This window comes from Leuconostoc sp. C5 (genome assembly GCF_056530425.1).
The window spans coordinates 1026012-1039084 of record NZ_CP134351.1; the positions used below are offsets into that span (position 1 = coordinate 1026012).

At 40.1% G+C, this 13073-nt stretch carries 20 protein-coding genes; 13 read left to right on the forward strand and 7 right to left on the reverse strand.

Going from position 1 to position 13073, the window contains the following annotated elements; genetic code table 11:
- Window positions 1-177 precede the first annotated feature (177 nt).
- From RHP56_RS05140 to RHP56_RS05170, 7 genes are all read left to right on the forward strand, one after another.
- Entirely contained in the window at window positions 178-1704 is a 1527-nt protein-coding gene (locus RHP56_RS05140; RefSeq protein WP_002814535.1) for an ABC transporter permease/substrate-binding protein, read from the forward strand.
- Complete coding sequence (locus RHP56_RS05145; RefSeq protein ID WP_258983777.1) at window positions 1705-2676, forward strand: ABC transporter ATP-binding protein; 972 nt, start codon at window positions 1705-1707, stop codon at window positions 2674-2676.
- Between the two features lie 77 nt (window positions 2677-2753).
- Window positions 2754-4085 (forward strand): dihydrolipoyl dehydrogenase family protein, encoded by a 1332-nt coding sequence (locus tag RHP56_RS05150; protein WP_258983778.1) that lies wholly within the window; start codon window positions 2754-2756, stop codon window positions 4083-4085.
- 131 nt (window positions 4086-4216) lie between these two features.
- Entirely contained in the window at window positions 4217-4378 is a 162-nt protein-coding gene (locus tag RHP56_RS05155) for a hypothetical protein (RefSeq protein WP_013102203.1), read from the forward strand.
- Window positions 4375-4563, forward strand: a complete 189-nt coding sequence (locus tag RHP56_RS05160; protein ID WP_013102202.1) for a hypothetical protein — start codon at window positions 4375-4377, stop codon at window positions 4561-4563. Before RHP56_RS05155 ends, RHP56_RS05160 begins: the two co-directional genes overlap by 4 nt.
- Before the next feature lie 17 nt (window positions 4564-4580).
- Window positions 4581-4766 (forward strand): hypothetical protein, encoded by a 186-nt coding sequence (locus RHP56_RS05165; protein WP_258983780.1) that lies wholly within the window; start codon window positions 4581-4583, stop codon window positions 4764-4766.
- A 23-nt stretch (window positions 4767-4789) separates the two neighbouring features.
- Complete coding sequence (locus tag RHP56_RS05170) at window positions 4790-5386, forward strand: BREX-1 system adenine-specific DNA-methyltransferase PglX (RefSeq protein ID WP_258983783.1); 597 nt, start codon at window positions 4790-4792, stop codon at window positions 5384-5386.
- A gap of 356 nt (window positions 5387-5742) precedes the next feature.
- On the opposite strand, the gene RHP56_RS05175 is transcribed toward RHP56_RS05170, so the two are convergent.
- Complete coding sequence (locus RHP56_RS05175; protein ID WP_258983784.1) at window positions 5743-6660, reverse strand: IS30 family transposase; 918 nt, start codon at window positions 6658-6660, stop codon at window positions 5743-5745.
- Between the two features lie 290 nt (window positions 6661-6950).
- Here RHP56_RS05175 and RHP56_RS05180 point away from each other — a divergent pair, with 290 nt between their 5' ends.
- From RHP56_RS05180 to RHP56_RS05195, 4 genes are all read left to right on the forward strand, one after another.
- Window positions 6951-7028, forward strand: a complete 78-nt coding sequence (locus RHP56_RS05180) for a putative holin-like toxin (protein WP_413785515.1) — start codon at window positions 6951-6953, stop codon at window positions 7026-7028.
- Between the two features lie 221 nt (window positions 7029-7249).
- Window positions 7250-8572: a Y-family DNA polymerase gene (locus RHP56_RS05185; RefSeq protein ID WP_258983786.1), complete on the forward strand. Its 1323-nt coding sequence runs from the start codon at window positions 7250-7252 to the stop codon at window positions 8570-8572.
- Window positions 8565-8933: a hypothetical protein gene (locus tag RHP56_RS05190; RefSeq protein ID WP_042252246.1), complete on the forward strand. Its 369-nt coding sequence runs from the start codon at window positions 8565-8567 to the stop codon at window positions 8931-8933. Before RHP56_RS05185 ends, RHP56_RS05190 begins: the two co-directional genes overlap by 8 nt.
- On the forward strand, window positions 8930-9184 hold the full coding sequence (locus tag RHP56_RS05195; RefSeq protein ID WP_011679840.1) for a hypothetical protein: 255 nt from the start codon (window positions 8930-8932) through the stop codon (window positions 9182-9184). The genes RHP56_RS05190 and RHP56_RS05195 overlap by 4 nt, the downstream gene beginning before the upstream one ends.
- A 128-nt stretch (window positions 9185-9312) precedes the next feature.
- Here the strand turns inward: RHP56_RS05195 and RHP56_RS05200 are convergent, their stop codons facing one another.
- Entirely contained in the window at window positions 9313-9576 is a 264-nt protein-coding gene (locus RHP56_RS05200) for a hypothetical protein (RefSeq protein ID WP_258983787.1), read from the reverse strand.
- A gap of 12 nt (window positions 9577-9588) precedes the next feature.
- Window positions 9589-9912, reverse strand: coding sequence for a hypothetical protein (locus RHP56_RS05205; RefSeq protein WP_258983788.1), 324 nt, complete (start codon window positions 9910-9912; stop codon window positions 9589-9591).
- A 198-nt stretch (window positions 9913-10110) separates the two neighbouring features.
- On the opposite strand from RHP56_RS05205, the gene RHP56_RS05210 reads away from it, so the two are divergent.
- Window positions 10111-10320: a hypothetical protein gene (locus tag RHP56_RS05210; protein WP_258983789.1), complete on the forward strand. Its 210-nt coding sequence runs from the start codon at window positions 10111-10113 to the stop codon at window positions 10318-10320.
- Between the two features lie 223 nt (window positions 10321-10543).
- Here the strand turns inward: RHP56_RS05210 and RHP56_RS05215 are convergent, their stop codons facing one another.
- The 4 genes from RHP56_RS05215 to RHP56_RS05230 are packed head-to-tail and all read right to left on the reverse strand — an operon-like array spanning window position 10544 to window position 11642.
- Window positions 10544-10762, reverse strand: coding sequence for a hypothetical protein (locus RHP56_RS05215; RefSeq protein WP_002814570.1), 219 nt, complete (start codon window positions 10760-10762; stop codon window positions 10544-10546).
- Between the two features lie 10 nt (window positions 10763-10772).
- Complete coding sequence (locus RHP56_RS05220) at window positions 10773-10985, reverse strand: hypothetical protein (protein WP_258983790.1); 213 nt, start codon at window positions 10983-10985, stop codon at window positions 10773-10775.
- Window positions 10978-11421, reverse strand: coding sequence for a hypothetical protein (locus RHP56_RS05225; protein ID WP_258983791.1), 444 nt, complete (start codon window positions 11419-11421; stop codon window positions 10978-10980). Before RHP56_RS05225 ends, RHP56_RS05220 begins: the two co-directional genes overlap by 8 nt.
- Complete coding sequence (locus RHP56_RS05230; RefSeq protein WP_258983792.1) at window positions 11421-11642, reverse strand: hypothetical protein; 222 nt, start codon at window positions 11640-11642, stop codon at window positions 11421-11423. Before RHP56_RS05230 ends, RHP56_RS05225 begins: the two co-directional genes overlap by 1 nt.
- Window positions 11643-12278: 636 nt before the next feature.
- On the opposite strand from RHP56_RS05230, the gene RHP56_RS05235 reads away from it, so the two are divergent.
- The gene (locus tag RHP56_RS05235) at window positions 12279-12872 is read left to right on the forward strand and encodes a deoxynucleoside kinase (protein ID WP_258983793.1); all 594 of its coding nucleotides are present in this window, start codon (window positions 12279-12281) and stop codon (window positions 12870-12872) included.
- The last annotated feature ends 201 nt before the right edge of the window (window positions 12873-13073 follow it).

Sequence of the window (13073 nt, forward strand, 5' to 3'; positions counted from 1 at the left end):
AAAACTAGCCAGCTTCATTTTAAATTAATGAATAATTTTAATGTGAAACTACAATAGTTACAAAATTTAGTGAATTGCCGGTGCGTATTACTATGATTTTTGGCGGATTATGCTACGATTAAATACATGGATAATTAAGAAGTTATTAAGCAATAAAGGTGAGCACTGGAGGTTAGCATGCAGACATTAATACAGACGTTTATAGATCGACGCGGGGATTTGCTGACTGCGCTATGGCAACACTTGGGGATTTCATTAGCATCATTAGTCATCGCAATGGTAATTGCGATTCCGTTGGCTATTTGGGTCGTTCGACGACCACGGTGGGCCGAGGGATTATTACAGCTCACGAGTGTCTTACAGACGATTCCGTCTTTGGCACTGTTAGGGTTATTGATTCCGTTAGTTGGGATTGGAACGGTGCCAGCAGTAATTGCGCTGGTGATCTATGCTTTACTGCCAATTTTTCAAAATACTTATTTGGGTATCTCAGAAATTGACGCCTCAATTGAAGAGACCGCCGATGCCTTTGGGATGTCACGAATGCGTAAGTTGTTTAAAGTTGAACTACCCATTGCCCTACCACAGATCATTTCTGGGATTCGGACCGCGCTCGTCTTAATTATTGGGACGGCTACTTTGGCCGCTTTGATTGGTGCTGGGGGTCTCGGGACCTTTATCATGCTCGGTATTGACCGTAATGATACCTCGTTATTATTGATTGGGGCTATCTCATCAGCATTGTTAGCAATTCTGCTGAGTGCGCTCGTTCGGTGGTTTCAAACGGCTAAACCACGCCACGCCTTAATTGTCTTTGTCGGTATTTTAGCTTTACTAGGTGGTGGCGGGGCTTATAGTGTTTATGCCAATCGAGTTGAAACAATTACGATTGCAGGTAAACTCGGTTCTGAACCAGAAATCTTGATTAATATGTATAAGCAGCTGATTGAAGCTGAAGATGAGCATGTTCATGTGACGCTCAAGCCTAACTTTGGCAAGACCACGTTCTTATTCAGCGCGTTAAAGAATAATCAGGTTGATATTTATCCTGAATTTACTGGCTCGGTGCTGGAGACCTTAGGTAAGGGGAATAACCCAGCTGGTCAAACAGCTAACCAGACCTATCAGCTCGCCAAACAGCGCCTCGCTAAACAGGAACAAATGACTTACTTGAAGCCGATGCAGTATAACAATACGTACGCATTGGCAGTGACTAAGAAATTTCAACAAGAACATCATTTGAAGACAATCAGCGACTTAACGCAAGTTGAATCGATTCTGAAACCCGGAATGACCCTAGAGTTTATTGATCGTAATGATGGCTTAAAAGGAATCAAGAAGACTTATGGGTTAGACGTGACTGCAAAGTCGATGGAGCCGGCGCTACGCTATGAAGCTATCAGTAAGGGGAAAATCAACTTGGTAGATGCCTATGCGACGGATAGTGAATTACGGCAGTATCACTTGGCCTTATTGAAGGATAACAAGCACTTCTTCCCAACGTATCAAGGGGCACCGTTGATGAAGACGAGCTTTGCCAACAAACATCCTAAGGTCGTTAAAGCGTTGAATAAGTTAGCAGGAAAGATTTCAGAAACTGATATGCAAGAAATGAACTATGAAGTCAATGTTAAGAAGCAGTCCGCTTCGACGGTTGCACATCGCTATCTTGTGAAGCACGGTTTATTGAAGGAGGGACGTTAAATGACAACGGCAATTGAATTTCAACACGTCCAGAAAGACTTTAATGGGCAGACCGTGATTCCCGACCTTAATTTAACGATTGACCAGGGTGAGCTATTTATTTTGGTAGGGACTTCTGGGAGTGGCAAAACAACGTCACTTAAAATGATCAACTGCTTAGAGCCATTGACGGCTGGTAAAATCCTAGTTAATGGTACTGATACAACCACGATACCAGTCCGAAGTCTACGGTGGCAAATGGGGTATGTCTTACAGCAAATTGCCTTGTTCCCAACGATGACGGTGGCGCAAAATATCGCCGTGATTCCAGAAATGAAAGGGACAGCTAAGAAGGAAATTAATCAAACGATTGATGAGCTATTGGCGGAAGTTGGCCTCGATCCAAAGGAATACCGTGACCGGATGCCGTCAGAATTATCCGGTGGTGAGCAGCAACGCATCGGTATCTTACGGGCGATTGCGGCGCAACCAGATATTGTTTTGATGGATGAACCATTTAGTGCGTTAGACCCCATCTCGCGGCAACAATTGCAAGACTTGGTCTTACGGCTACACGCCCGCTATCACAACACGATCGTCTTCGTGACGCATGATATGAATGAGGCGTTGAAGTTGGGTGACCGGATCGGTGTCATGCAACACGGTCAGTTAATACAAGTCGATACGCCGGCTGCTCTGGCTCAGCATCCAGTGAGCGACTTTGTGCGGAACTTCTTTGGCGCGAGCCGAGCTAAAAATGTCTATGATGTCTACGTTGGGCGTGTAGGGCTTATTCAGGGTTATCTCACAGAAAAACCCAGTGTTGCGAGTGGTCGGATTCAATCGTTAGACGTTCAAGCCACGTTACGCACCGCCTTTACGGCATTGACAGATCACGATTATGTGGCGGTCACGGAAGAAAATCGGGTTGTTGGCTATTTGGATAGCCAACGAATCGTGGCTTACTTGAGTCAACATGAAGAAGTATCTTAATCGTCAATTAAGGATGAATCAGTTACACTAGGTTGTGATAATTGATGGTCGCTAATGAATTTAAGGAGGAATTTCGAATGGCGGAACAGTACGATGTTGTTGTGATTGGTGGCGGACCAGCCGGCAATGCCATGGCTAGCGGATTAAAGGCTCAGGGCAAGACAGTGTTGATCGTTGAAGCGGATCTGTGGGGCGGCACTTGTCCTAACCGCGGTTGTGACCCTAAGAAAATCCTATTAAGCGCCGTCGAAGCGCGACAAGCAGCGCAACATTTACAAGGGCAGGGCCTGATTGGTGCGCCCAAAATTGATTGGCCAGCACTGATGGCGCTTAAACGAGGCTATACGGATGGCATCAACGATGGGACGTTGAACGGACTAAAGGGGCAAGATATTGCGACGTTACATGGTCAAGCGCACTTTCAATCCGACAATCAGTTAGCGGTCGGGGATCGAGTAGTCAGTGCGACTGATTACGTGATTGCCACTGGTCAGTGTCCGGCGATTCTACCGATTACCGGGCACGAATACTTTAAGACGAGCACTGACTTCTTAGATTTGGACCAGATGCCTAAACGCGTGACATTCGTAGGTGGTGGCTACGTAGGCTTTGAATTGGCGACGATTGCGAATGCCGCTGGCGCTGATGTGCACGTGATTCATCATAATGACCGCCCGTTAAAAGCTTTTGATGCAGATTTGGTTAAGGATTTGATGGCCGCAATGACGGCTGATGGAATCACGTTTGACTTGAATACGGATGTCCAAGCAATTACTAAAACGGCGACCGGTCTACAATTGACAGCTGATAATTTCGAGCTGACAACGGATCTGGTCATCAGCTCAGCGGGACGGATTCCGAACGCGGACCAGTTAGGTCTAGCCAACGTGGGCGTTACCTTTGATCGGCATGGGATTCAAGTCAACGATCATTTGCAGACGGCCAACCCGCACATTTATGCCATTGGGGATGTCAGCGATACACCGGTACCGAAGTTAACGCCAGTTGCAGGTTTTGAAGCGCGTTATCTGGTCGGTGAGTTGACGCATCCCGGCGCAGCCATAAAGTATCCCGTTGTGCCAACGCAGGTTTTTGCAGCGCCCAAGTTAGCGCAAGTCGGGATCAGCGCGGCCGCGGCGACTGAGCATCCAGATGAGTATCGTGTCAATACACTTGATATGACGAAGTGGTTCACTTATTACCGCTTTGGCGCACAACAAGCCCAAGCTAAAGTAGTGGTTGCTAAAGCGAGTGGGCAGGTTGTGGGTGCTACCCTTCTAAGTGATGTTGCCGACGAGATGATTAACTACTTCACGTTGTTAATTGAAAAACACGTGACTTTACCAGATTTACAACGGTTGGTATTGGCTTACCCAACGCCGGCTAGTGACTTACAATATTTGTATTAATGTGTGGTTGAATTAAATCAACGTCCTCGCAAAGTGTTAAACTATGAAACCCCATATGAAGTATTTTTTGACAAACCGTTGCACTTAGTTTGACAATTCGCCGGAAGTAAAAAGCCTTTGACAAATTAGCAATGCCAGATGATCTGGACGGCAGTGTTAGAGAGCAGGCTATTGAAAAATTAAAAAATTCAAATAGTGAAATTTCAGCAACGGAGGAGTTGAATGATAACTATCACATTGGCCCATATTATTTGATGGTAAATGTCTTTGGGAAAAATACATCAATAAGTTGATAAGGGAAATTTTCTATCATCTAAAAAATAAGTCAGGTATCGATGCGCAGCAATTATTTTCAAAAAGCAACAATTATTCCCAAATTGGCCTAATTTATCCTGATTTTAGTAGTAAAAATAGTGACAAAAGAATAATAGCGAATACTAGGTATAAGCCAATTGGTAACATTGGAGGTAAGGACTAATTAAAGTTATAGCTTATATGTTTCGCTTCAATGCCAAAAAGGGGTCTTACATTTATCCAGCAAACAACAACGAATCAGTTCCTGAATCCAAAATGTATTTGAACGAAGGAACCACTTTTGAAAATAATGTGAAGCATAAAGAAGATATTATTATTACAAAATTGGGCGTGATGTTTTCGGACAAGGGTACCTCTATCGATTAATAGACGAAGAAGAGATTGCAGATGTGGGTACTCTGACGGAAGATGAGAAGCAAAATGGAATTTCTACGGATAAAAGTTATTATGTCCCTTATGATAAGGGAGATAAAGATGGAAATAGATGGTATTTAGAGACACCGTTTGCGATTGCATGGTCGAGAGAAAATGTCGAATTTCTTAAGACAGATCCCAGTGCTAGGTATCAAGGATATAAGTACTTTTTTAAAAAAGGTTTCTCTTGGACAGACGTGAACTCTACTTATCTGAAGTCAAGAATTAAAAATGCTGGGGTCTTTGATGTCCTTAGCATGAGTCTCTTTACACAAGTTGCAATTCCTGACTGGTACTTCGTATGTTTAATTAACTCAAAATTTATTAGTTTCTATGTAGATAATTTTATTAACAGCACCTCACATTTCCAAATAAACGATGCCAGGCAATTACCCATAGTTATTCCATCAAAATTGCAGCTAAAGCGATTGGAGAAAATATTCAATACAGCTATTCAAATTAAAGAAAAGCAGTTTTCAAAAGAATTGAGTGACGAAGAATCACAAATTAAACTAGAGCATATTCAAAATAATCTAGATATTGAAATTGCCAATTTATACCATTTGATATAGATCTAAGCTCTAAAAGGTTCTGTTAAGGAAGATGTTCTTTTGCATCTCAATATATTTTCTACTTCATAATAAATTAAAAGTAATCTGTCAAGTTAAGTGATGGGGTTATAAGATATTATCGCCCCTGACAAAATCTATTAAAACAACCCTCACTATCTATCAATTCGATAATGGGGGTTGTTTTTTAAAAAAATTGATATAATAAACCATATATTCGAGATTAATATATCATTAACTATCGGATTTTTTGGGCTAAACTATCTGCTTAGAATTCAATAAATTGGATTATTTTTATTCAGTTAATTAGACGACATTTGAAATGCGATTCCGATTATAAAAATGGTAGATTGCAAGAATTAACCGAACACTGCAGACTGCTGAAAAACCTTTCGTGGTGATTGCCAGTTGAGTGTTTTCATTGGTCTCGCATTGATCCAATGATTAATTTGATCTAATTCTTTGGCGCTAACTGTTTCAATTTTGCGTTCTTTCGGTATAAAACGACGGACGTATCGATTTAATATCTCATTACTCCCACGTTCTTCTGGTGAATATGGGTGCGCAAAATAGACTGGAATGCCTAGTTTTTGCTCGATTTCGTTATATTTTGCAAATTCTCGCCCACAATCAACAGTGATTGACTTGGCATTTTTGATCCCTTGAAAAAAACGAATTAAGACTGGTGTCACTGCCTGACTATTGCGCCCAGTGACCTGTCTCACGATATGTTGCCGGCTTAGTCTTTCAGTAATTGTCACCAGCACATCGCCACGTCTTTTACCCGATTGCATGGTGTCAACTTCAAAATGTCCAAAGGTTTGTCGTGCTTTCACACTTTCAGGTCTCGTTTCAATCGAACGACCATGCACAAATACTTGTCGTCTACCATCAGATTGACGCTTTTGACGGATACCTTTGTCAGGTAAATCAGCCAATGATAGTTTGAGTCGACCAGCATTGAGCCAATTATAAATCGTTTTGAAAGGTAACCCTAAAACATGCGCAGCGGTTTCTGGTGACCACTTCAATATACCAATGTGGTGATTCAAAAAGACAGCGATAGCTGGTGTTAGCGTGTCATGACGACCACGTAGATGACGTTTTTTCAATGCCAACGCATGAGCAATCTCAGCTTTATAGGGTGTAATTTGATGAATTTCAATCGAAACGGTTGAAGGAGAGCGTTTAATAAAGCGCGCAATGGCACGAACAGAATAATTCAATTCGAGTAAGGTTTGAATGACAGTGCGTTCTTGAGATGATAAACTAGTCATGAGTCGCAGTTCCTTTATGGTTGTTTTAGACAATTACCATTAAAGGCGCTGCGGCTTTTTTATTCAAGTGTTCGGTTTAATTTTACAATCTACCATACCTGTTTTTTAAAATTTCACAAGTGTTTGAGTTTTAGACCAATTGCTATTTTTGGGTATGTTATACTAGTTTACAGCAAACAAGTTAAGATGGTGGCTATCCTGAGTGGAGGTGGTGCTTATGGTGTTAAAACTGTAAACCCAGATTCTAGGAAAGGAGATGCCTAGTGTCCGTATCGGATACTTTACAGCTAATGATTGGTTTTGGGACATTTGTCTTGATGCTGATTGGATTAGTTGTTGAGCTGATAAAAAACAGCAATAAAAAATGACCATCTTAGCTTTGCAGGGCTGATGATCATTTGAGATTATTAAAGCTTAGTCACCGTCGAAACGGGTTTGCTAGGAGTCGTAGTTAGCGCTACGGCTCTTTTCTATGTCTTTATTATAGCATAGCTTTTGCGTTTGTCACAAATTTAATGTTTTGTTCGCTTGCTTAAACGAACGCTTGTTCGTATAATGAATTATACACAAATGTTTTTGGAGGTTGCTGATGGAAAACGCAATCACAACTGAATATGATTATAGCAAAGAAAACCGTGGCGTGTTCTTCCTAATTGATTCAAAAAGTTTCTACGCCAGTGTTGAAAATGTTGAGCGGGGCTTTAATCCATTAAAGGGCGATTTAGTCGTGATGTCTGAACAAGCAAACACGAATGGTGGTTTAGTCCTAGCGGCCTCACCAACAGCTAAGAAGGACTTAGGCATTAGTAATGTGATGCGCCAGCGTGATTTACCTGATGTGCATGGCTTGTTTATCGCACACCCTAGGATGAATAATTATATTGCTGAAAACCTAAAAATCAATAATATTTATCGTCAATATACCGATGATATTAATTTGCTGCCGTACTCGATTGATGAGTCTATTTTAGACGTAACCCACTCTTGGCGGTTGTTTGGTAAAACTCCTGAGGAAGTCGCTTTTAAAATTCAAAAGCAAGTTAGGGCAGAGACTGGTGTCTATTTAACAGTTGGTATTGGTGACACGCCTGTGCTCGCAAAAATAGCCTTAGACATTGAAGCAAAACACACAAAAAACCTGACGGGTATTTGGCACTATGAGGATGTGCCGACAAAATTGTGGCCAATTACGAAACTGGATGATGTCTGGAGTATTGGTTCCCGCACAGCACATAAACTTGAAGTGATGGGTATCCATTCAATGTACGATTTAGCGCATCAGGACCCTTATCAATTTAGAGCAAAGATGGGATTAGTTGGTGAGCAATTATTTGCCTTATCTTGGGGCATTGATCGTACTGATATGACTGAGGTGGTCGTGCCTAAAAGCAAATCATACAGTAATTCCCAGGTATTACCGCGTGATTATAAACGAAAAGAAGAGATTGAAATTGTTGTCCGTGAAATGGCAGATCAAGTGGCGACCAGAATTAGAGCACACAAGAAACAAACTTGTTTAGTCAGTCTTTTTATTGGTTATTCCTTTGCCGAAAGTGAACGCCAGGGAAGTCATGGTTTTAGAAAACAACAAAGAATTGATCCCACTAATGATACCCGCAAACTAATGGCAATTATGGTGGCTTTGTTTGAAAAGCATTGGCATGGTGAAGTGATTCGTAATATTGGGATTGATTATGGCGGCTTAATTGAGGACACTGGCGTGCAGCTTGACCTCTTTGAGCAACCAGAAAAATCAATTAAATCCAACAAAATTGATCAAGTTGTTGATGAAATTCGAAAACGGTTTGGCACCACAGCCCTGATGCGGGCGATGTCCAAAGAAAAAGGCGGTACGGCGATTAACCGTGCCAGCCTTGTTGGTGGTCATAACGGAGGTAACAGCTATGAGTGATGCAGAATTTAGTAAGATGATTAACAATTACTTTCAAAACGACTATCGCGAGCGTGGTAAGGTGAAGTGGAATGGCTATTTTCTGTCAGACCATACCTCAGCTTTAAAACGTGAAGCACAGACCAAAAATGCCGTACCTGTTAAATTACCAATGATGTCCTTAACGGCTTGTCAAAATATCTTGCGTCATGCCTCAGCGAATTATGAATTTGTGACTGTACAACAAAATATTGAGGACACGGACGGTCACTTAGTACCTAACCTAACAGGTTTGGTCGATGGTTTTTCTGACTTGGGTGTATATGTGCAAGAGACCTATATTGCCTTTGAAAATATTAGAGCGGTGGTGAAAGAAGAATGAATCAAATTGATGCTATCATTGTAGATATTAAAAAGATGTTTGCTAAACAACCTAACACAATCTATGAGGTTAGGGTGGTCGATCAGATATACTCAAAGAAGGTCAATATTTTCTTTGAATACTATAAAATTGGCAAAGCAACACACTCACAACAAATAGCTCGCTTAGACAGTGAGTACAGAGAACAGATACCTGAAATCATTGCTAAAATTCGCAAAGAAACTGGGCTAACAGTTAACACCAATATTTAAAAGTGTTACTCAAAAGATGATATAATACACAAGTAAATGATACCAGTGGCATTTACAACGCGCTTAACCATTGGATACCGAATGTTATAGTTCGGTAAAAGCTCTGATTATCAGGGCTTTTTATTTTGTTATGAATTGTGATGACGCGGCCAATATATCGTTAGTGCTAAGGCAAGTGACAGAATGAAAATAATTAGCACCAGCATCACTAAGATACTTTTGATGCCAAAAGCAATAGCTAGACTTATCAAAATAATAAGTGGTAAATAAAAGTACCAATATGAAATCAAATGACCAACAAATAGGATACTCAAATACAGGATGGTGCCAATGATTTGGCCGAACAGCCAAAATAGAAACATTCCTAATAAACATAAACAAAAAATTAACATGATTTTATCCTCCTATTCGGATAGTTTTGTCAGACAGAGAGAAAAAAGCTCCTTTGTCACTGAGGGATAGTTCAATAGATTCTTAATCCCAAAATGCGTTTGCGTATAAGCACAGACCAGATAACCAAAATACCAGTCATGACCTGATTCACTCAGACCATCTGGATGGTCAACAAAAAGACGTTGCAATCGCTTTAAAATACGCGAACCAAAAATAGCGTCGTCAAAGATTGCTTGTGCTAAACCTGGGTAGATATATTGGCCATTGCTTTCTAAAATGACTAAGCCGTTAGCATCAGTAGTGGTAGACAATGATTTAGTTGTGAGTTTTGACATGAGTTTCCTCCTTATGGGGCAGGTGACCAGTATTGATCCAGGAACGCATCGCTTTATAAGCGGACTGCTTAAAAGCCAAGCTAGCTAAAACATAAAAGCCAGCCAATGTGAGTAAGACATACAACATTGTGTCATTGATGACCATTAATAAAATATCCAAACTGATAATTGTTGCGGCAATAGTAGTTCTCCTTGATTATGTACGCACCAGGCAGAAACTTTTTCCTGTCGGCCCTGTCCGTGATTGGTGTGTTATTTCGTTTTGACGAAGAACATGGGGACACAAGCAGCGCAGAATACAAGGGTGAGCGTAGCGAATTTACGAAGCCCTTGTATTCTGTGCTAGTGCTTGTTGCTGTGGTATCATCACCACAGCTTACAAGTCACTGGTTGTGGCACAATGTTTGACTCAAAGCGAAGTGGCACCCAAGAGCTTGGCAGGACAAGCGTAGCGTGTTTGATCCCGCTTGCGGGTCTGGGGAACACGGCAAAAGATTTCTACCGCTCATCATCTTCATGTGCAATCATAATCACACCAACTATGTAATAGAGTATGTAAACCAATAAAATGATTAACACAAATAATTCAAAAACAAATGTCCCCATATTGCTGCCACACTCCTATCTGTGATTAAAATTCCTCGTAGTCCGTTGTCTCTTGTTTGTACTCCGCACTGATTTCACGTAAATCTAAATCATCTGCTCCTAAAATCACTTTTTCGTCAAAATAGTGACGTTTACCAATTTCAACAGCTTGTGTCAGTTTCTGTTCATCTGTGAGTGTATCAGGGACATTAACTGCCACTGTTTTAACCAATGTTTCCATATATTTAACGTTGACGATTGCCATATTATTCTCCTTAAATTGTGGTTCTTAGGGTAACGTGTTTACCCTTAGCTAATTCTTGCATGATAAATGCACTTAACCGCAGTGCTTCATCATCTGATAAATCTATTTCACCTGAGTCATTGCTAGTGGACTCACTGACGTGAATTTCACTACCGCCCATAGGGAATTCATCAGACCATGAAAAGTAACGTATGGCTATATTTTCAATTGCTTCATCATTCATTGTCATTAGTCTCCTGTTGGTTTTGCGTGTAATAGGTCAGTCCGTTTTCTTCAACTTGATTGAACATTTGGATAAAGTCCTTATCAAGGATATTTTTCTTTTTGTCCAATTCAAATTGTGACCAAGTAAATTCCATTGCTTGATATTGACTAGGGGTAATACTGCTAGGCTTTACTTTGGTATCAAGGCAGAGCATAGCTTGATAAAACAACTTTGGGCTTTCTTTTTGCAAGGCTTGTAAAGTGTTAAAAATGGTGTCGACTGATGAAACACTAACGCTAGCTTCAACTATTTCTTCAAAGCCTTTACTCAATTGCGCTTTATAGTGGCTAGTTGGCACTTTAGTCTCATTATACAAATAAGTCATATCAGCGATTGATTGTGCCATTTTGGCAATTGGTAATTTGCTAAAATCATCATAGAATTGTTTGTTCATTATTTTTTCTCCAGTTCATCAACATTGACTAATTTAATATTATTGCCGTATTGGGTGGCTAAAAAGGCAAACGTGTCTTTCAGAATATAATCTGTTGAACGATTAACGCCATAGATTTGTAAATAGATTGGGTAGCCATGCGTGAGAACAACTTGCTTATCAGTTGAGGCATAACGCAAGGTATGACCGCTGTTGTGAATGAGTTGATAATAAACTTCCATAAGAAATAAACCTTTCCAAAACATTTTCCTGTTGGCAATCGCTCCAATTGAGCTGGTTGCGTCGTGACGGGTAACAATTGGCATGATAACCAAAGTAACACAAGGATTGCGCAGCAACTTGCCACGTCCTTGTGTTGCTTTGTAGAGACTGTTTGGCGCTTGCGCCTTACAGACTCTTTATCATGCGATTGTGAAAACGGCACAGAGCAAACAGAACAATTTGGTGCGATGCGAACGGAAGTGAGCCTTTTGAACCCCCAATTAACTTGACTGGTGTGGTATCAACCACGCCTGTCAAGTTAATGATCAGGGGGACTGGGGGAAGGACTATGATTAAAAATAGTCATTTTTTTTTGAGAAATTGAATGAGCAATAGCGTCAAGCATTGTATCAATTGAAACACTCGCTGAAATCCAAACATCCATTGGTTCGTTTATAAATTTTTGTATTCGTAACCATTTGACATGTGGACAAAGCAACGCAATAAAAATAACTCAAATTATTGACTTCAGAACATTGATAGTGTCTATAATATAAAGGGTATTGTTGCAATTAAAATGAAAAAATCTCATTGGAAGAGTGCCTTCATCACTGAATTTAATATTGGCATGAGAACAGAGTAGTTAGGTGGAAATAATGGTTAATTTGTCATTACAAGGTTCTATGGCTGTGGGGAAAACTACTGCCTTAAGGCTTATTGAAAAACATGATTCTACAATTCATATTAGTTATGAAGAAAATAAACAGGTTGTTGATGAGATTAGAAATAGAAAATTATACAAAAATAGATACAACGACTATATAGAAATACAAAGATTATTTATTTTAAACGAGGTTAAAAGATATCAATTGGCTTCTCAATATAATTGTTCCATAATGGATTTTGGAGCAGAAGAGATTGAATTCTACACGTTAAATTATCCAAAAGCAATCGGGGTTGATTGGGAAGTAGCTAAACCTTTAGAAACAGAGCTACAACTTTTAAAAAGATGTTTCCCGAAAAGAATTCTTTACTTGAATGCTGCAAACGAAACATTAGTAGAACGAAAAAAAAGAGATATCTCAAGAAACAGAGAATTTTTTGATTTCTATGTTCAAAAATTATTACCCTTAAAGAGAGAATGGTTTTTTAATCAGGATGTTGTTGATGTTATAGAAGTCGATAGTAAATCAGAGAGAGAAGTAAGTGATTCCGTTTATGAATGGATTGGTATCCAAATGAATAAATAGCGACTGTCATTTGTTCCGATACTAAAAAGATCAACCACATTAAAGGTGGAGATTATTCTCGATGGAGATAAATTTTCACCTTTTGGGATTCACTTCAACATTTGAAGAATGCAACAAATTTAACCCCTAGATTTGTTTTGCTTGTTAGAGTTTTGGTAGTCACAAAAGCAAGAATAGATGGTGCATAACAACCAACAGGAA

Bases quoted from the DNA above. Each gene is read 5' to 3' on its own strand.
- RHP56_RS05190 (WP_042252246.1), top strand. From the start codon at position 8,565: ATGAGTGATGCAGAATTTAGTAAGATGATTAACAATTACTTTCAAAAC.
- RHP56_RS05225 (WP_258983791.1), bottom strand. From the start codon at position 11,421: ATGAACAAACAATTCTATGATGATTTTAGCAAATTACCAATTGCCAAA.
- RHP56_RS05200 (WP_258983787.1), bottom strand. From the start codon at position 9,576: ATGTTAATTTTTTGTTTATGTTTATTAGGAATGTTTCTATTTTGGCTG.
- RHP56_RS05235 (WP_258983793.1), top strand. From the start codon at position 12,279: ATGGTTAATTTGTCATTACAAGGTTCTATGGCTGTGGGGAAAACTACT.
- RHP56_RS05220 (WP_258983790.1), bottom strand. From the start codon at position 10,985: ATGAATGATGAAGCAATTGAAAATATAGCCATACGTTACTTTTCATGG.
- RHP56_RS05230 (WP_258983792.1), bottom strand. From the start codon at position 11,642: ATGGAAGTTTATTATCAACTCATTCACAACAGCGGTCATACCTTGCGT.
- RHP56_RS05210 (WP_258983789.1), top strand. From the start codon at position 10,111: ATGTACGCACCAGGCAGAAACTTTTTCCTGTCGGCCCTGTCCGTGATT.
- RHP56_RS05215 (WP_002814570.1), bottom strand. From the start codon at position 10,762: ATGGCAATCGTCAACGTTAAATATATGGAAACATTGGTTAAAACAGTG.
- RHP56_RS05145 (WP_258983777.1), top strand. From the start codon at position 1,705: ATGACAACGGCAATTGAATTTCAACACGTCCAGAAAGACTTTAATGGG.
- RHP56_RS05140 (WP_002814535.1), top strand. From the start codon at position 178: ATGCAGACATTAATACAGACGTTTATAGATCGACGCGGGGATTTGCTG.
- RHP56_RS05155 (WP_013102203.1), top strand. From the start codon at position 4,217: ATGCCAGATGATCTGGACGGCAGTGTTAGAGAGCAGGCTATTGAAAAA.
- RHP56_RS05175 (WP_258983784.1), bottom strand. From the start codon at position 6,660: ATGACTAGTTTATCATCTCAAGAACGCACTGTCATTCAAACCTTACTC.
- RHP56_RS05205 (WP_258983788.1), bottom strand. From the start codon at position 9,912: ATGTCAAAACTCACAACTAAATCATTGTCTACCACTACTGATGCTAAC.
- RHP56_RS05165 (WP_258983780.1), top strand. From the start codon at position 4,581: ATGTTTCGCTTCAATGCCAAAAAGGGGTCTTACATTTATCCAGCAAAC.
- RHP56_RS05195 (WP_011679840.1), top strand. From the start codon at position 8,930: ATGAATCAAATTGATGCTATCATTGTAGATATTAAAAAGATGTTTGCT.
- RHP56_RS05185 (WP_258983786.1), top strand. From the start codon at position 7,250: ATGGAAAACGCAATCACAACTGAATATGATTATAGCAAAGAAAACCGT.
- RHP56_RS05180 (WP_413785515.1), top strand. From the start codon at position 6,951: ATGATTGGTTTTGGGACATTTGTCTTGATGCTGATTGGATTAGTTGTT.
- RHP56_RS05150 (WP_258983778.1), top strand. From the start codon at position 2,754: ATGGCGGAACAGTACGATGTTGTTGTGATTGGTGGCGGACCAGCCGGC.